Below are 16,967 nucleotides of genomic sequence, written 5' to 3' on the forward strand. Positions count from 1 at the left end.
TGCTAGATGCGGACCGGCATGACCAGGTACAGGTAGTTGATCTTGTCGTAGGACTTGAAGATGCCCGCCTGCGAGTAGCTCTTGAGCTCCAGCGTGATCTCCTTCTCCTTGGACAGGGCATTGAGGCAGCCGAAGATGTAGTGGTAGTTGAAGGCGATGGTGCCCGACTCGCCCTCGGCCTCGACATCGATCGTCTCCTGCGCAAGGTCCTGGTCATTGGAAATGGAGGACAGGCCCATCTGCCCGTTCTCGACATCGATCTCGAACTTGACGGCGGGGTTGGCGCTCGCGATAACGGCCACGCGCTTGAGGGCGGCGTTAAAGGCGGCGACGTCGATCTTGACGCTCGTCACGCACGAATCGGGGATGAGCTGCTTGTAGTTGGGGTACACGCCCTCGATGCGGCGCGACACGTAGGTGGTGTTGCCGGCCTCGAAGACAACCTGGGTGTCGGTAGCCCCGATCATGATGGTCGCCTGACTGGCCATGATGTTCAGCGCGTCGTTAAACGCGTCAGCCGGAACGTTGAGTTCAAAGGAACCCTCGAGAGTCGAGGTCTCGACCTGTGTATCGCACACGGCCAAGCGGAAGGAATCGGTCGCCACCAGGCGCACGGTGTTGTTCTCGACCTTCATGTGCACGCCACCCAAGATGGGGCGGGCCTTGTCGGTCGAGGTGACGCGCCACACACGGCCGACCATCTCGGACAAGATATCGGTCGGCAGTTCCACGGCGCTCTCGATGGCATAGGCTGGAAACTCGGGGAAGTCATTGGCATCGAGCGTGTTCAGACGGAACGAGCTCTTCTCGCAACCAATCAGCACCTGGCGCTCGGACAGCTCAAAGGTGACCGGGGCATCGGGGAGGGTCTTGGTGATATTGGAGAGCATCTTGCAGGGGATAACCATCTCGCCCTCTTCTTCGACATGCGCCGCGATACGATGGCGGATTGAGATGGTGTAGTTAGAGGTCTGGAATTCCAAGATGCCGTCTTGGGCCTTAACGAGCACGCCCGACAGGATGGGAAGGGTGGATGCCGAAGCGACACCCTTCATAACGACGCCGATGGCTTGTGTAAGCGAGCTCTGGCTGACGGTAAACTTCATCTTTTAATACCTTTCTATAGATATAAATATCTTAATAATAGTAATAGCACTGACGAAACTGTTGATTACTCACAAAGACGCAGGTCAGACCCAGAAAGAGAATCGACAGCAACCTGTGTGCAACAGGGGTGGTTTTCCACGTTCAAAACCTGCGCAAAACTTTTCATCACCGCGGGTTGGGTTTTAGACACCTTATGCCCGTGGTTTCGACAAGTTTTCAACAGGTGTCTCTATTTCCCTACGAGCGCAGTGTTATTTTATCGCGCAGCGACTTGAGGTCTTCGGTGACGGTGCGGTCTTCCTGAATCATCTTCTGGACCTTTTTGTAGCTCGTGCTGACGGTCGAGTGGTTGCGGTTGCCAAATTCGGCGCCCACCGCCGTGGTCGTCATCTCGCACATCTCGATAGCCAGGTAGATAGCGATATGGCGTGCTTTGGCGATATTGGCGTTGCGACGCGGGCCGATGAGCTCCTCGTGCGTCACGCCGTACTGCTCTTCAATGACGGACTGAACCGTTTGCACGTTGATCTTTTTGGCCGATGTGTCGAAGTACTGGCTGGCAATGGCGTCGATATCGTCAAAGGTGAGCTCCCCGCCCTCGCGCTCGCGGTCGCCCGCCTCGCCGGCGCAGCGCTCGCAAAAGCTCTCGAGTTCGCGGATGTTGGTGCCCGAGACTTCGGCCATGTGTTTAAAGTGCTCGTCGGTCAGGTGCCCGCCGTCGCCCCCATAGGCCGCCAGCAGCGAGTCGTCGCCTGCCTCGGGAGCGGCGACGATGGTGTTCTCGTAATAGCGCTGCAAGATCTTGTATTTCATCTCGTAGCTGGGCTCTGCGACCAGGCAGAGCATGCCGGCGTTGAAGCGGCTGGTCAGACGCTCATCCATGCTCAGGTCCTTGGGGGCGCGGTCTGCCGCGATGACGACCTTCTTGTTGTTGCGGATGAACTCGTCCATGAGCTGGAAAAAGTAGTCCACGCTCGCGCGCTTGCCGATGATGTTTTGGATGTCATCGATGATGAGCACGTCCACGCCGTGGTACGCCTGCATGATGGGGGCGTTGCTCTTCTTTTGGCGGTCGAACTCGGTCATCAGGTCGTCCAGATATGCCTGGGAGTTGGCATACTTGACCTTGATCTCGGGCGACTTCTCGGCGAGCTCGTTTTTGATGGCAAGCAGCAGGTGCGTCTTGCCCAGGCCCGATTTGCCGTAGATGAACAGCGATGTGCACGTGCCGCGCTCGTCCGCGAGGGCGGCAAACTTGAGTGCCGAGCGATAGGCATGGCTGTTCTCGGGGCCGTAGACAAAGTTCTCAAAGGTGAATTTTGAGTTCGCGGCGAGTGGGGCTCCATCCGTATTCTGCTCGGCCGGCACGGTCGGCGCTGGCATGGGTGAAGCGGGGGCCGCAGCTTGCGTGGATTTAGTCGGCGCTCCGCCCTTCATCTGGTTCATCATGCGACGAAAATCATCGGCCGAGAGCGTGTTCTTGATTGCAATGCCCGAATCCGCGCCCGCCGCTGCGTCGTGAGCGATGGGCATGTGCGTGACGGGTGCATTCGTTGACGTCGCTGCCGCGGTCGGCAACGGTGCCATGGTTTCACGGGAAACATCGCTGTGCTGGTGCTCGATTGTCGGCACGTCGCCTGCGGAGGCCGGCACCGCCGGGGAAGCAGCGGGAGCCGTGGCGGGCGCCGTCGCGGCAGCGGATTCCGTCGCGGCGCCTTGCGGTGCCACGATGTCGAGCGCAATCGGTGCAAAGGCGATTTCTTCCAGATAGGCCTCAATAGTCGGCTGATGCTTTTTGAGCTGCGCGATGGCAAAGCGCGAGGGGGCCTCGATCGTGAGCGTATCTTCGGTCAGGCTTATGGCGCGCGATTGCCCCAGCATGTTGATGAGGCGTGCATCTTGGCCGTCGCGCTGACAAAAGGCGATGGCATCCCCCAGGATGATGCTTGCTTCCTCGTCCACTGTCTCTCCCGTTCTTTAGCTCTGAGCTCGCACGCGAGCGGCGCCGAGTTCGGTCAGATGGTATTTCTGGCCATGCTTGATGACCAAGCCGGCCTGCGCCAAGTCATTGAGTGTGCGTGACCAAGTGGGGGCCGAGTTTCCAAACGTCCTCGCCAGATCGGTTGCACCGCACGCTTGATTTTGCGCCAGATAGCCCAGCGCGGCGTTGCCGCGATCGCTTACGAACACGTCCGGTTGTGGCTGCGCATACTGATTTGCTGCATTAGGATACACCATTTGAGCTGCTGGTTGTTGAGAACTCTGCATCGGCGGCATTTGCTGTTGAAAACTTTGAGGCCACTGTTGGTAAGGCTGTGGAGGCATCTGCTGGGTCCAAGGGTTGTACTGCTGCTGCGGCATCTGCTGGTACGGCTGCTGATATCCCTGCTGGTACTGCTGCGGGAACTGCTGGCCATACCCCAGTGGCGGCATCTGCTGATATGGATATCCCTGTTGGTACGGCTGATAGCCCATTTGCTGGCCACCCGGCGCCCCCGTCGCCTGCTGCATTGCTGCTGCATCCTGATCAGCCAGCGGCATGGCCTCTGGCATGTTTGGCGGCATCGACATAGATGCCGCCTGGGGTTCTTGTGTAGGAGGCATTCCGGGCTGCTGCATCTGTCCCACGGTGGGCTGCATCTGCTGCGCTGCCATGGGCTGCTGCGCAAAAGCTCCCGGCAGGGGATATGTGGGCTGCTCCGTCTCGGGCCGCACGGCAGCGCCGCGTCCGCCGGCACGCTCGATTTCCTGCACGCGTTTAGGGTTCAGACTTACCGTAACCACGGTGCCGTTGCCCATGTTGTCCTCGATGGATACGGCACCGCCGGCGTTTTCCAAATACTCCTGCACCATGGGAAACCCTGCTCCGGTTCCACGGATATAGCGCTTCATCTTGCTGTTTGCGCTGGTAACGCCAAAGTCGAAAGCACGTTCCTTGTCGTCGATGCCGGGTCCTTGGTCAGCAAAGCGGATGGTGTCTCCGCCGTCCAGAATCGAGATGATGGGCTCGGCAAAGTGTGCGTGGATAAAGTTTTCGACAATCTCGCGGATGACCATGAGCGAGATATGGCCACCTTGTTCTTTCATGCACTGGTAGACGGTGTTGGTCGTCTCTTCCAAATACGTGCGGACATCTTGCGGATCAATGACGATCACCCGCGGTGTCGACAGCATGTCGTCATAGACGGCGATGCGCGCGGCGTACATGGCTTTTGGCGCCTGCGTGGTCGTCTGCTCGCCTTCCGCACGCTCTTCGCGCACGCCGGTGATGTGCTCGTTGTCGGGTGCCGGGTCTCCGGAATCGACCATGGTGTAAAAGTCGTCAGACATGCCGCTCGCAATCTTTCAAAAGGTTTCGAACAAATAGTAGCTCACCGTGCAACGTTTCTCATCTTTCGACAACTTTTCAAAACTTGTTGAAAACTTTGGAAAACGGGCGAAAAGTTCTCAACATTGCCAACATGACCTGTTGAAAACTCGATGAAATATCGTGAAAGGTTGCCATGAGGCGCAAATTTCGGTTGTGCTTATGGGGGAACCGTGTGAACTGCGCAACCTTTTACCTTTGATTTCTTGACATTTGAACATTGATTTCCCTACAATCTTCAAGCTCACGTGTCTATATCTGCGTCCGCGTCCCCGCGGACACTCGAAATGCAGCAGGAGGAACTTAAGATGAAGCGTACGTATCAGCCTAATAAGCGTAAGCGTGCCAAGACCCATGGCTTCCGTGCCCGTATGGCCACTAAGGGTGGTCGTGCCGTGCTCGCCCGTCGTCGCGCCAAGGGCCGCAAGCGTCTCACTGTCTAGCAGCGATACACACATCTCGCATGAAGACTATTAAGTCTCGGCAAGATTTCGAGCATGTGTTCAGTCAGGGGCGTCGTTTCAATCACCCTCTGATTCGAATGACCATATGTGAATCGGTTGGCGAAGGCGACTCCGGAAGGGTCGCCTTCGTTGGTGCTAAGCGACTCGGTTGTGCCGTCGTGCGCAACCGATCTAAGCGTGTGATGCGCGAGGCCGCCCGCAGCTGCGGATTTCCCGTTGCGGGTTATGACATCATCTTGTTTGCAACTCCCAAGACGAGGGTTTCCTCGCCGCAGGAGATGGACAAGGCGTTGCGTTCGCTTATGAAGCGCGCCGGCGTTGCCGGGGAGGAGCGATGAGCAATCACGTTTTGCGACGTGTTGCCATCGCTCCTATTCGCATATATCAACAGGTTATTTCGCCCATATTGCCTGACGCCTGCATTTATTACCCAACGTGCTCGCAATACGCCATCCAGGCGATTGAGAAGCACGGTGTTTTGAGAGGCTGCTGGCTTGCCGTGAGGCGCATCGCTCGTTGCAATCCCCTGCACGTCGGCGGTTATGACCCTGTGCCCTAGCGGGCACTCGCTATCGGAGGAAAACTTACATGTGGGATTGGATCGTTAACATCCTTTTCGAGCTGCTCAAGCTCATCCAGACCTTTGCGGTCGACTGGGGCCTGTCCATCATCATCCTGGTGGTCATCATCCGTCTGCTGCTGACGCCGCTCATGCTCAAGTCGACCAAGTCGACGGCTCGCATGCAGGTGCTGCAGCCCAAGATGCTCGAGATCCAGGAGCGCTATGCCGACGATCCCCAGCGTCAGGCCGAGGAGATGCAGAAGTTCTACAGCGAGAACAAGTTCAACCCCATGGCTGGCTGTCTGCCGCTGCTGATTCAGATGCCTATCCTGTTCGCCCTGTTTACATTGCTGCGCAACCTGCCGCAGTACTTTAACGACGGCACGTTCTCGTTCTTCAACATCCTGCCCGACCTGACCACCACGCCGAGTGCTTCCTTTGCCGATGGCTTTATGGTTGCACTGCCTGCGCTGGTTTGCCTGATCCTGTTCGCCGTCCTGACCCTGATTCCGCAGCTCTATATGTCGCGCAACCAGACCGGCCAGCAGGCTCAGAGCATGCGTATGATGGCCGTTGTCATGACGGTCATGATGCTTTGGATGGGCTGGAGCCTTCCCGTTGGTGTTCTGCTGTACTACGACGTCTCGTCTGCTTGGCAGGTTATCCAGCAGATTTTTGTGACGCAGAAGGTCATCGACAAGGCGAAGGCCGATGAGGAGGAGCGTCTTAAGAACGCTCCGCTGCAGGTTGAGGTCACTCGTCGAGAGAAGAAGCCGCGCCCGCACAAGAAGAAGTAGTGGGATATCAATCTTATTTAGGTACCTAACTTTTGGAGTACGTTATGTCTGAAGAGATCATCGAGGATATGCTTGAGGAGGTTGCCCCGCAGGTCGCGGGCGATTATCCCGAGATTGCACAGCGCTACAAGGCTGGTGAAGAGCTGACCGATGAGGAGCTCGACACCATTGCCGATGTTGCTATTTCCATCCTGCGTTCCATCCTTTCGCACTTCGATGCCGCCAACTCTCCTATCGATGAGTATGAGGGCGACGAAGGTGAGCTGATTTTGGATGTAACGGCTCCCGACCTTGCTGTTCTCATTGGCCGTCATGGTCGCACCCTTGATGCCCTTCAGGTTATGTTCTCTTTGCTGGTGAGCCGCAAACTTGGCTTTAGGTATCCGGTTGTAGTGGACGTCGAGGGATACAAGAGCCGCCGTCAGGACAAGGTTGCCTCCATGGCTCAGTCTGCTGCCGAGCGTGCCATTCGCACTCATAAGAGTGTTTCGCTTCCGCCCATGAATGCCTACGAGCGTCGACTGGTTCACATTGCACTTCGTGGCAATGATGCCGTCGATACTCATTCTGAGGGTTCTGACCCTGATCGCCATGTGGTGATTGTTGCTCGATAATCTACTCGAGTTTATGCTAAGGGGACGTGGTTTCCACGTCCCCTTTTTTTGTCAAAAGTTCTCGATACGCTGATTTTTGTCAGAAAGGAGCTTTCGTTGTTAGTACTTACTGATCAGCAGGCTGACGAGATGTTGAGTCGTCTAGCTTTCTATTGCAAAGAGTATTCCTTGAGCGTAACTGATGTTGAGCTGAGGAAATGTATTCAGCATTTGGATTTGGTTCTAGAAACAAATAAGACAACCAATCTCACCCGTATTCTTAACGTAGAAGATGCTGCAGTACTTCATATCCTCGACTCACTTGTTTTGCTCCCCTATATCAACAAGGCTCCTGAGGGAGCTTTGCTCGATATGGGAACAGGTGCGGGCTTCCCTGGTATTCCATTAACCATAACCACGCATCGTAAAGCTACTTATATTGACTCTGTTGGCAAGAAGGTTGATGCGGTAAATTCCTTTGTCCATGCTATTGGATTGAAACATGCCCATGCGGTTCATGATCGTCTTGAAGAATATGCTCGGAGCCATAAGAAGCAGTTCTCTGTTGTAACCGCCCGCGCACTGGCCCCTCTACCGATTCTTGTTGAGTATGCGGCTCCGTATCTGAAGGATGGAGGGCTATTTGTTATAACCAAGGGCAATCCTTCGGATGAGGAGCTTGCTTCCGGCATGTCAGCAGCTAAGATTTGCGGCTTCACTTTGCTTCTGAATGACGCAATTGATTTGCCTGAAGGCTTGGGTCACAGGGAGTTCATTGTTCTTAAGAAGAGTCATCCAGCATCCGTTTCATTGCCTCGTGCAAATGGCGTGGCAAAGAAGAATCCGCTTGCCTAGATGTTTCACGTGAAACATAATGGATACTAACAACTTGCAGTGTTTCACGTGAAACATGGCGGTTGATATCGATTCGGAATGTTTCACGTGAAACATCCTCCGTTTGACAGCTTTAATACACACCAGGAGGGACCGTGGGATTTCGCGACGTTAAGCGTTCAAAGAGCGCAAAAGACACGCGTATCATTGCAATCATCAATCAAAAAGGCGGCGTCGGTAAGTCAACGACGGCTGTAAACCTTGCAGCAGCACTGGGTGAGCAGGGTCGTAAGACACTGATTGTCGATTTTGATCCGCAGGGAAACAGCACCAGTGGATTCGGAATTGAAAAAGAAGACCTTGATCACTGCATCTATGATGCATTGTTGAATGATGTGCCGGCAGAATCACTTGTTCTTGATACAAATTGCAAAAAGGTATTCGTAATTCCAGCTACAATTCAGCTTGCAGGCGCCGAAATTGAGCTCGTAAGCGCAATTGCACGTGAAACCCGCCTCAAAGATTTGCTTGAGCCGATTCAGGACGAGTTCGATTTTATTTTGATTGACTGTCCTCCTTCGCTCGGCCTGCTTACTATCAACGCCTTGACCGCAGCAGACAGCGTTTTGATTCCGATCCAGTGCGAATATTACGCACTCGAGGGCGTTACGAAGCTGCTTGAGTCAATGAAGATGGTCAAATCAAGGCTGAACAAGGGCTTAGACACCTATGGTGTGCTTATGACCATGTATGACTCGCGTACTTCACTATCGAATCAGGTTGTTGAGGAGGTTCAATCGTACTTTGGTGATAAGGCGTTTAAGACGCTAATCCCCCGTACGGTTAAAATCTCCGAAGCTCCGTCTTTTGGAGAACCAGTAATTACCTATGCACCTCAAAATAAGGGTGCAAAAGCATATATGAACCTTGCAAAAGAGGTGATCAAGCGTGCCTAGTGTAAAGAAACGTGGCGGATTGGGACGTGGACTGAATGCTTTGGTCTCAGAGGCCGAGTATGAGACCGGCGGTTCGGCTGCATCGGCTTCAAATGCTGCATCTGAAACAAAACTACCTATTGAGGATATCGTTCCCAACCCTAATCAGCCGCGAATTCACTTTAACGAAACTGAACTTCGCGAGTTGAGCGAGTCAATCCAAGAACATGGCGTTTTGCAGCCGCTTTTGGTTCGCAAGCATGGAAACGGCTATGAGATCATCGCTGGTGAGCGTCGTTACCAGGCGTCAAAGCTTGCTGGCCTTGAAGAATTGCCAGTCATCATTAAAGAGGTAAATGATGAAGAGATGCTGGCTCTTGCTCTTATCGAAAACCTTCAACGTTCAGATCTGAATCCCGTCGAAGAGGCTAAGGGCTATCGACAGCTCATCGATGCCAGCGGTATGACCCAGGAGGCATTGTCGAAGGCAGTAAGCAAGTCACGCTCTGCAATTACAAACTCGCTGCGTCTTCTCGATCTCCCCGAAGTAGTTCAGCAGATGATTTTTGAGGGTAAACTTACTGCTGGTCATGCACGTGCGATTCTTGCAGTTCCCTATGAGGATGCTCGAATTCGACTTGCAGAGAAGGTTGTTGCAGAGGGCCTTTCCGTAAGAGCGACAGAAAATCTTGCTCCGTTGTTTTCTGCCGGAGAGACACCTAAGACGCGGAGGCCTGCAACCCCTCAGTCTTTTAAAAAGGCAGCCCGCGTGCTTCGTCAGGTTTTTAATACCAACGTGCGTGTGAAGAGCTCGCGTGGAAAGAATAAGATTGAGATTGAGTTTAAAGACGAGGAAGAGCTCTCTCGTATTCTTGGCGAAATGATTCAGTTTGATCAAGGAGGCCAAGATGAGGAATAGAATTTTAACTGCGATTGCATTGGCGACGACTGTCGCGGCTGGTGCCTTTGCTGGCTATAAGATCGCGACAGACGATGAACTTCGAGGTCGTTTGCTTCGTAGTGCGCAAGATATTGTCGATACATCCAAGAAGAAAATGGATGTTATGACAGAAGATGTTGCCATGCGTACAGCTCAGGTAACGAAGAATCCCAAGATTAATCAGGGTTGGGTCAGCAACCAATGGGAAAATGTAGGCTATTAGGTACCTAACAATTACTTAGCATATTGTGATGGGTCCTTGTCTGATTCACGAGACAAGGACCCCTTATTTTGGCCGTAAAAATGGGACCAGTAGCAGCTGATTCAAAATTAAGGTCAATAAATGAAACGACCCCGGTTGCATATCCTGCAACCGGGGTCGTTCGATGTTTCACATGAAACGTTTTGGGGTGCGACTCCCCTATGCGTTCTTCTGAACTTTGAAGCGCTGCTTCAGCTGTCCGCAAGCGGCGTCAATATCGTTACCACGGGAGTTACGAATCGTTGTCTCGATGCCACGGGACTCAAGGCGACGCTGAAGATCCTCAACCTTATGAATCGGCGACGGCTTGAGCGGGCTACCCTCGATGTCGTTAAGCTGAATGAGGTTAACGTGGCACAGCGTTCCCTCGCAGAAGTCGCAGAGCGCCTGCATTTCCGGATTCGTATCGTTGACGCCTTCGATCATGGCATACTCATAGGTTGGGCGGCGGCCGGTCTTCTCGGTGTAGAGCTGAAGCGCTTCGTGAAGGCGAAGCAGCGTGTACTTCTTAACACCGGGCATGAGCTTATTGCGCGTCGACTGGATGGCGGAATGCAGTGAAACAGCAAACGTGAACTGCTCGGGGATGTCGGCAAATTTGCGAATACCGGGAATAACGCCACTGGTAGAGACGGTGAGGTGACGAGCGCCGATACCGATGCCATCGGGGTCGTTGAGGATTCGCAGCGCCTTGAGAACCTCGTCGTAGTTGGCAAACGGCTCGCCCTGGCCCATGAAGACAACGCTCGTGGCGCGCTCGCCAAAGTCGTTGGATACATGAAGTACCTGGTCGACGATCTCTTGAGCGGTCAGAGAGCGCTTGAGGCCGTTGAGACCGGTAGCGCAAAAGGCGCAGCCCATGCCACAGCCAGCTTGGGTGGAAACGCAGACGGAAAGCTTGTTACGACGGGGCATGCCGACAGTCTCGACGGAAACGCCGTCGTGGTACTCGAGCAAATACTTGCGAGAGCCATCTTTGGAAACCTGCTTGGTTAGTTCAGTCGGCGTGTCAAAGGCAAAAGCCTCTTTAAGCTGCTCGCGGAAAGCCTTAGGAAGGTTTGTCATATCGTCAAACGAACAAACGTTCTTCTCAAAGACCCATTCGATGAGCTGCTTCGAGCGGAAGGCTGGCTGGCCAAGTTCGGCCACGAGCTCGCGAATATCGTTTTGGCTCAAGTCGCGAATGTCCTGAGATTTAGTCCTGGGATTCATGGAAGCCTTTCGATTTTGGGGAAACGTAGAGGGTATCGCTACAATATGGTATCAGCTGCAGAAATTATAGAGGAGGAGTCTGCCCATGCCGGGTAAAAGCCTAGAGAACATGCACGTAGCGGTCTTGGCGGGCGGTCATTCCGCTGAGCGCGAGATCTCGCTCAATTCGGGAAAGAACGTCGTGGTTGCCTTGAAGGAGGCCGGCTACACTTCGGTGGAGCTGCTCGACACGGCTGCTGATGACTTTATGGTAACCATGGCAACCGGCGGCTTTGACGTGGCGTTTATCGCCATGCACGGTGCCGGCGGCGAGGATGGCGCCATGCAAGGCGCCATGGAGACCCTGGGTATCCCCTACACGGCTTCGGGCGTGCTTGCCAGCGCCTGCGGTGCCGACAAGGAGGTCTCTAAGCTCCTGTACGCCAAGGCGGGCATTCCCATTGCCCCCGGCCTTGCGCTCGAGGTGGGCGATGAAGTCGATATCGATCGTATCGTCGAGGTTTGTGGCGAGCGCTGCTTTGTGAAGCCGGCCGTCAACGGTTCCAGCTATGGCATTTCCCTGGTCCATGAGCCCTCCGAGCTGCCCGCGGCAATCGCCAAGGCGTTTGAGTACGGCGACAAAGTACTGGTCGAGAAGTGCATCGAGGGTACCGAGATCACCGTCGGCGTATACGGCGAAGATGACGTGCGCGCTCTGCCGATTGTCGAGATTCGTAAGCCCGAGGACTGCGAGTTCTACGATCTGGACGTGAAGTATGTCGACCCTACGGACATCCATCGTATTCCGGCGCAGATTTCACCCGAGAATTACGCTCGCGCTCAGGAGCTTGCCTGTGCTGCTCACAAGGCCCTCGGTTGCCTGGGCATCTCGCGCAGCGATTTTATCGTGAGCGAGGACGGCCCCGTCATCCTCGAGACCAATACCATTCCCGGCATGACCGATACGTCGCTGTATCCGGATGAGATTCGCCACACCGACGACATGACGTTCCCGCAGGTCTGTGACAGCCTGATCCGTATGGGCCTTCGTCGAGCGGGCATTGCATGCTAATCGAGGACGCGGTTTTGTCAGGAACGCCGCAGTTTGTCATCGACTCCTATGCCACGCTTGCCGAGCGCGCCAAAACACAGTCCTTCGGCCTTATTGAGGAAGATGTGATCGTCCTCGATACCGAGACAACGGGTCTTTCGGTGCAGGACAACGAGCTGATCGAGATCTCGGCGGCCCGCCTTTCGGGTCGCGAGGTCGTCGACCGCTTCGATACCTTCGTGCATCCCAAGCAGCTGATTCCCGCCGAGATTACCGAGCTCACGAGCATTACAAATGCCGATGTGGCAGATGCCCCGTCGGCTGTTGAGGCCGTCGCCGCTCTCGCCGATTTTGTCGGTGGTTGCCCGGTGATCGCACATAACGCCACGTTCGACCGCTCGTTTATCGAGTCGGTCAAAGGCGGCGTCAACGTGAGCGATATTTGGATCGATTCGCTGGCGCTGTCGCGCATCGCGCTTCCTCGCCTGGCCTCGCACAAGTTGTCTTTTATGGCCGATCTGTTTGGCTGTGACTCGGTATCACACCGTGCCAATGCCGACGTCGACGCCCTGTGTGGCGTATGGCGCGTGTTGCTCGTGGCGCTCACCGACTTGCCTCAGGGCCTCATGGCGCGCCTAGCCGACATGCATCCGGATGTGCCTTGGTCCTATCGTCCTATCTTCTCATTCTTGGCGGGGCAGAACCCTGGTTCTATCTTCTCTCTCAGCGCCGCTCGTGCTGACGTTCTCAAGGCCGATCGCGCCGACGATCGGGTGGACGCCGACGAACTGCCGGTACTCAAGATGCCGAGTCGTGAGGAGATTGAGGCAGACTATGCGCCAGGTGGCCTGGTCAATCGCATGTATCCCACCTACGAGCCGCGTGATGAGCAGATCGCGATGGCGCTCGAGGTCCGCGATGCGCTGGTCACGGGCACACATCGCGTAATTGAGGCGGGCACGGGCGTCGGCAAATCGATGGCCTATCTGGTGCCTTTTGCCGAGGCAGCACGCCGTAACAACATCACGGTTGGTATTGCGACCAAATCGAACAATCTTGCCGACCAGCTCATGTACCATGAGCTGCCAAAACTTGCCGAGCAACTGGACGGTGGTCTGTCATTTTGCGCTCTCAAGGGCTATGACCACTATCCGTGCCTGCGCAAGCTTGAGCGCATGAGCCGAGGCCAGGTCGAGATTACCACCAAGCGCGATCCGGCGGACACGCTCACGGCGGTCGCGGTCATTATGGCGTACGTCTGCCAATCAGCCGATGGCGACCTCGACTCGCTCGGCATTCGGTGGCGCAGCGTCAACCGTCCCGACTTTACGACGGCCTCGCGCGAGTGTGCTCGTCGCCTCTGCCCGTTTTTCCCTGATAAATGTTTGGTCCACGGCGCTCGCCGTCGTGCGGCGCATGCCGATGTGGTGGTCACCAACCATTCCCTGCTGTTCCGCAATGTCGCGGCCGAGGGTAGGATTTTACCTCCGATTCGTCATTGGGTAATCGACGAGGCCCATTCCATCGAGCGCGAGGCGCGCCGCCAGTGGGCGCGCGTGGTGTCGGCGGACGAATCACGCGTTCTGTTTGAGCGCCTGGGTGGCTCGAGCACCGGCGCGCTAAGCCAGGTTTCCCGTGATTTGGCAACCTCCGAGGGCTCTACGCTCTATCTGGGCCTTACTGCCAAGGCGACGTCGACGGTTGCGCGCGCGAGCATGGCAATCGCCGACGTGTTCGATGGCGTTCGCGAGCTCGGCCGCCGTGCGCGTGGGGGTTATGACAATGCCAATCTATGGATTGGCCCCGAGCTGCGCGAATCTGACGACTGGCATGATTTCTTACAGTCGGCCTACACTGGCATCGACGCATTGGAACAGGCTGACAAGAGCGTCGACGCGCTGGTGCAAGCCGTCGCCGCCGACAAGCCCGAGGTTGTTGTTGACCTGGGTGATATCTCGCGTCGCCTGCACGAGTTGGTCGAGAACCTCAAACTCATCATTGATGGCACCGATGAACACTACGTGTATTCGCTGCAGGTCAATCGCAGGCTGCGTGCCGGCGGAGAGTCGATGACCGCAGAGCGCATCGACATTGGCGAGGCCTTGGCAACCGAGTGGCTGCCCGAGGTTCACACGGCTATCTTTGCCTCGGCGACTATGACGGTGTCCAAAAGCTTTGAACACTTTAACCATGCGGTCGGCCTCGATCGCATCGGTGCTTCAACATCCTCATCGCTGCACTTGGACTCGAGCTACGACTTCGATTCGAACATGGCTGTAGTCGTTGCGGGCGATATCCCCGATCCGCGCGATCGCGAGAGCTATCTTACGGCGCTCGAGCGCGTGCTGGTCGACGCCCATCTTGCCATGGGCGGATCGGTGCTCACACTGTTCACCAATCGGCGCGACATGGAAGACCTGTACGCCCGCGTTGAGCCCAAGATGGCCCGTGCGGGTCTGGAACTCAACTGCCAGCAGCGCAACTCATCTCCTCGTCGCCTGCGCGACCGGTTTATCAGCGAGCCGACTTCATCGCTTTTTGCGCTTAAGGCCTTCTGGGAGGGATTCGACGCCAGCGGCGAGACGCTGCGCTGCGTCATCATTCCCAAGCTGCCGTTCTCGAGCCCCACGGACCCGCTCTCGTGCGAGCGCAACCTGCGTGAAGACCGCGCTTGGGCGCGCTATTCGCTGCCCGAGGCGGTGCTCGAGGTCAAGCAGGCGGCCGGCCGCCTTATCCGCTCGTCGACCGATTGCGGCGTGCTGATTCTGGCCGACCCGCGCCTGGTGACGAAGGGCTACGGAAAGAAGTTCTTAACGTCGCTGCCCACGAGCTCCTACCAGCGCATCGAATCGGCGCAGATTGGGCACTATCTGCAACTGTGGCGTGCACGCCACGAGCGGCGGCGCTAAAGCGGACAGACGAGGGTTTTTGCCATATCGCACAGACGCTTTGACAGGGCGGGGTCATCCAAGATGCGGATGGCTCCGCCCGCTGCGATTATCTGGCTCAGTAGCCAACGCTCGGAGCCGTAATGCACGGTTACCGTTGCCATGTCTGCTCCGCTGTGCTCGATTAGGGTGATGCCGGCCCAGTCCAGATGCTCCGCCATATCGAATGGCATCAAGAGCTTTGCACTACGCTGCGTCCGGGCAAGGGAATCGTGGAGGGATGCGACGTCCGGTGCGTGAGGCACGACGGAGTCTTCCGTCAAGGCGAGTCCCTCGATTTTATCCATGCGATAGGTGCGCTGCTCATCGACTGCGATGTCCCAGGCAATCAGGTATGTTTGGTCGCCGTTTGCCGTAATGCGCAAGGGGTCGACCAGACGCTTGCGTGGCCGTGCATCGTCCATCGAGCGATACGAGATGCGGCAGCGAACGCCGTCCTGAATGGCGCAGCTCAGCTGCTGCCAGTGCGATCCGTGGTTGACGGTGTCAAAGACGCGCTGGTTATAGCCAAGCTCTTCGGGTAGAAGGGCATGTCGAATCCGAGCTGCCGTCTGCGGCTCGATCCCCAACGATTCAAGTTCGTGGTTGAGCACAGCGCCCTCGGCGGCACTCAGGCGCAACGGTAGCACACGCCCGGCGTCACCGGTGAGGACCACACGCTCGCCGCGGCATTCGCAGATGATGCGCGCGCCCGATTCTCGGTCCGCGAGCGTCGAGACGATCTCGAGAATCTCGTCGAGCGACACCCCCGTGATGTCAAAGCGACTGCAAATCTCGGTTCGAGTCATGCCGCTCTCGCCGGCGGCGTAGAGGGCCTCCATGATGTCGATGGCGCGCGAGAGCCTCTGCTCGCTGGTGAGTTTACGCACGGGCATGCTCGTGCACCGTCCTTTCAATGAGGTGGTTCCACGCCTGTTTGAGCGATTTGGGGGCCACGGGCCTCATGCCGTCCATGGCGTGGGCCATGCAAAATGAGGCGGCGGCTTCAAGATCGCGCACGTCGACGGTCCAGGTCCATCCCACATCGGTGTGTACGAGCTCACCTCGCCCGCGCGTGAGGCCGTTGATCATATCGATCTGCGTCTGAGGGGCGAACGAGAACGTAGCTGCAACGGGCGGTCGGTCGGCAAAATCGAATTCAAAGAACAGATAGTCGTTGAGATTGAAGTTCGCGGGGATGACGTAGGCCTTCGAAGGACGCCAAGCGCGAACGATACGGTCGCAGCGGAATGTCCTGATGTCGTCGGTGGCATTGTCGAGACCGCAGAAGTACGCCACGCCCTCGCGCTCGAACATGCCGTAGACGCAGACGGTGCGCTCTTTCTGCTCGCCGCGTCCGTTCTGATATAAAAATCGCAGCGCGCATCGCTCGGCAAAGGCGCTCCATACCGCATCGACGGTGGGAGAGCGGCGGATCGGTACTTCGTCCACCGCCGTCCTACCGGTGAGATAGGCAATCTTGGAGCGAATATCGGCAAGCGGTGCGGCAAAAGTGGATGAGCCGGCCGCTAGTGTCTGGTCGATGGCGTTGAGCAGGATATCGGCATCGTCTGCGGTAATGAGGCCGCCTGCCGCAAACGTGTGCTCGCGGTCGATTGTCCACGAGCTTTCCTCGGTCTCCTGCGCGCCGGTGGGGCGAACCTCCTTGATTAAGATGCCGCGTTCGAGCAGTTTGTCACGATCGCGTCGAAACTTGCGCTTATCCGAGTCGATATTGCCCGAGTCATATCCCAGGTCAGAATCCAAGACGATCTGCTCGGTCGTCAGCGGTTCGGGGGAGCTATTGAGCACAAAGAAAAGATTGAGGATGCGCTGAGCCGTTTTATCGAAACTGGGCTCCGAATTTCCCTTTTTAATTGTCTCGGTCGTGTCGCTTGCCGTCATAGAGTCCTCGCATGAGAAGGTGGTTTGCTGCC

General features: G+C 56.2%; 17 protein-coding genes. 11 read left to right on the plus strand and 6 right to left on the minus strand.

What is annotated here, in order from left to right; genetic code table 11:
• Nucleotides 1-2: 2 nt before the first annotated feature.
• The 3 genes from dnaN to GPK39_RS03040 form a co-directional block, all read right to left on the minus strand.
• A complete protein-coding gene (gene dnaN / locus GPK39_RS03030; protein ID WP_022094338.1) occupies nucleotides 3-1,106 on the minus strand; it encodes a DNA polymerase III subunit beta in 1,104 nt (367 codons plus the stop codon).
• A gap of 238 nt (nucleotides 1,107-1,344) precedes the next feature.
• Nucleotides 1,345-3,069 (minus strand): DnaA ATPase domain-containing protein, encoded by a 1,725-nt coding sequence (locus GPK39_RS03035; RefSeq protein WP_328517342.1) that lies wholly within the window; start codon nucleotides 3,067-3,069, stop codon nucleotides 1,345-1,347.
• A 15-nt stretch (nucleotides 3,070-3,084) separates the two neighbouring features.
• Nucleotides 3,085-4,437: an ATP-binding protein gene (locus tag GPK39_RS03040; protein ID WP_215673718.1), complete on the minus strand. Its 1,353-nt coding sequence runs from the start codon at nucleotides 4,435-4,437 to the stop codon at nucleotides 3,085-3,087.
• Between the two features lie 345 nt (nucleotides 4,438-4,782).
• On the opposite strand from GPK39_RS03040, the gene rpmH reads away from it, so the two are divergent.
• The 9 genes from rpmH to GPK39_RS03085 all read left to right on the plus strand — a co-directional run bounded on the left by rpmH (nucleotide 4,783) and on the right by GPK39_RS03085 (nucleotide 9,822).
• Nucleotides 4,783-4,917: a 50S ribosomal protein L34 gene (rpmH, locus tag GPK39_RS03045; protein WP_019127408.1), complete on the plus strand. Its 135-nt coding sequence runs from the start codon at nucleotides 4,783-4,785 to the stop codon at nucleotides 4,915-4,917.
• A gap of 20 nt (nucleotides 4,918-4,937) precedes the next feature.
• Complete coding sequence (gene rnpA / locus GPK39_RS03050; protein ID WP_006236191.1) at nucleotides 4,938-5,276, plus strand: ribonuclease P protein component; 339 nt, start codon at nucleotides 4,938-4,940, stop codon at nucleotides 5,274-5,276.
• Nucleotides 5,273-5,497, plus strand: coding sequence for a membrane protein insertion efficiency factor YidD (yidD, locus tag GPK39_RS03055; RefSeq protein WP_215673719.1), 225 nt, complete (start codon nucleotides 5,273-5,275; stop codon nucleotides 5,495-5,497). The genes rnpA and yidD overlap by 4 nt, the downstream gene beginning before the upstream one ends.
• A 29-nt stretch (nucleotides 5,498-5,526) precedes the next feature.
• On the plus strand, nucleotides 5,527-6,297 hold the full coding sequence (locus GPK39_RS03060; RefSeq protein WP_006236192.1) for a YidC/Oxa1 family membrane protein insertase: 771 nt from the start codon (nucleotides 5,527-5,529) through the stop codon (nucleotides 6,295-6,297).
• 44 nt (nucleotides 6,298-6,341) lie between these two features.
• Nucleotides 6,342-6,911: a Jag family protein gene (locus GPK39_RS03065; protein WP_022093802.1), complete on the plus strand. Its 570-nt coding sequence runs from the start codon at nucleotides 6,342-6,344 to the stop codon at nucleotides 6,909-6,911.
• 96 nt (nucleotides 6,912-7,007) lie between these two features.
• Nucleotides 7,008-7,745, plus strand: a complete 738-nt coding sequence (gene rsmG, locus GPK39_RS03070; RefSeq protein WP_252204612.1) for a 16S rRNA (guanine(527)-N(7))-methyltransferase RsmG — start codon at nucleotides 7,008-7,010, stop codon at nucleotides 7,743-7,745.
• 134 nt (nucleotides 7,746-7,879) lie between these two features.
• Nucleotides 7,880-8,680, plus strand: coding sequence for a ParA family protein (locus tag GPK39_RS03075; RefSeq protein ID WP_215673721.1), 801 nt, complete (start codon nucleotides 7,880-7,882; stop codon nucleotides 8,678-8,680).
• A complete protein-coding gene (locus tag GPK39_RS03080; RefSeq protein WP_215673722.1) occupies nucleotides 8,673-9,578 on the plus strand; it encodes a ParB/RepB/Spo0J family partition protein in 906 nt (301 codons plus the stop codon). The genes GPK39_RS03075 and GPK39_RS03080 overlap by 8 nt, the downstream gene beginning before the upstream one ends.
• Nucleotides 9,568-9,822 carry a hypothetical protein gene (locus GPK39_RS03085; RefSeq protein WP_149926478.1) on the plus strand — a complete coding sequence of 85 codons (255 nt, stop codon included), beginning with the start codon at nucleotides 9,568-9,570 and terminating at the stop codon, nucleotides 9,820-9,822. The genes GPK39_RS03080 and GPK39_RS03085 overlap by 11 nt, the downstream gene beginning before the upstream one ends.
• A 198-nt stretch (nucleotides 9,823-10,020) precedes the next feature.
• Here GPK39_RS03085 and rlmN read toward each other — a convergent pair whose 3' ends face one another.
• Entirely contained in the window at nucleotides 10,021-11,073 is a 1,053-nt protein-coding gene (rlmN, locus tag GPK39_RS03090; protein WP_215673723.1) for a dual-specificity RNA methyltransferase RlmN, read from the minus strand.
• 85 nt (nucleotides 11,074-11,158) lie between these two features.
• On the opposite strand from rlmN, the gene GPK39_RS03095 reads away from it, so the two are divergent.
• Together GPK39_RS03095 and GPK39_RS03100 are read left to right on the plus strand one after the other, a co-directional pair.
• Nucleotides 11,159-12,124, plus strand: a complete 966-nt coding sequence (locus tag GPK39_RS03095) for a D-alanine--D-alanine ligase family protein (RefSeq protein WP_215673724.1) — start codon at nucleotides 11,159-11,161, stop codon at nucleotides 12,122-12,124.
• Entirely contained in the window at nucleotides 12,118-15,012 is a 2,895-nt protein-coding gene (locus GPK39_RS03100; RefSeq protein ID WP_215673725.1) for a helicase C-terminal domain-containing protein, read from the plus strand. The genes GPK39_RS03095 and GPK39_RS03100 overlap by 7 nt, the downstream gene beginning before the upstream one ends.
• On the opposite strand, the gene GPK39_RS03105 is transcribed toward GPK39_RS03100, so the two are convergent.
• Complete coding sequence (locus tag GPK39_RS03105) at nucleotides 15,009-15,926, minus strand: helix-turn-helix transcriptional regulator (RefSeq protein WP_215673726.1); 918 nt, start codon at nucleotides 15,924-15,926, stop codon at nucleotides 15,009-15,011. The genes GPK39_RS03100 and GPK39_RS03105 overlap by 4 nt on opposite strands.
• A complete protein-coding gene (locus GPK39_RS03110; RefSeq protein WP_215673727.1) occupies nucleotides 15,913-16,935 on the minus strand; it encodes a helix-turn-helix transcriptional regulator in 1,023 nt (340 codons plus the stop codon). The genes GPK39_RS03105 and GPK39_RS03110 overlap by 14 nt, the downstream gene beginning before the upstream one ends.
• Nucleotides 16,936-16,967: the final 32 nt, after the last annotated feature.

The organism is Collinsella aerofaciens, assembly GCF_018785245.1.
GTDB lineage: Bacteria > Actinomycetota > Coriobacteriia > Coriobacteriales > Coriobacteriaceae > Collinsella > Collinsella aerofaciens_AD.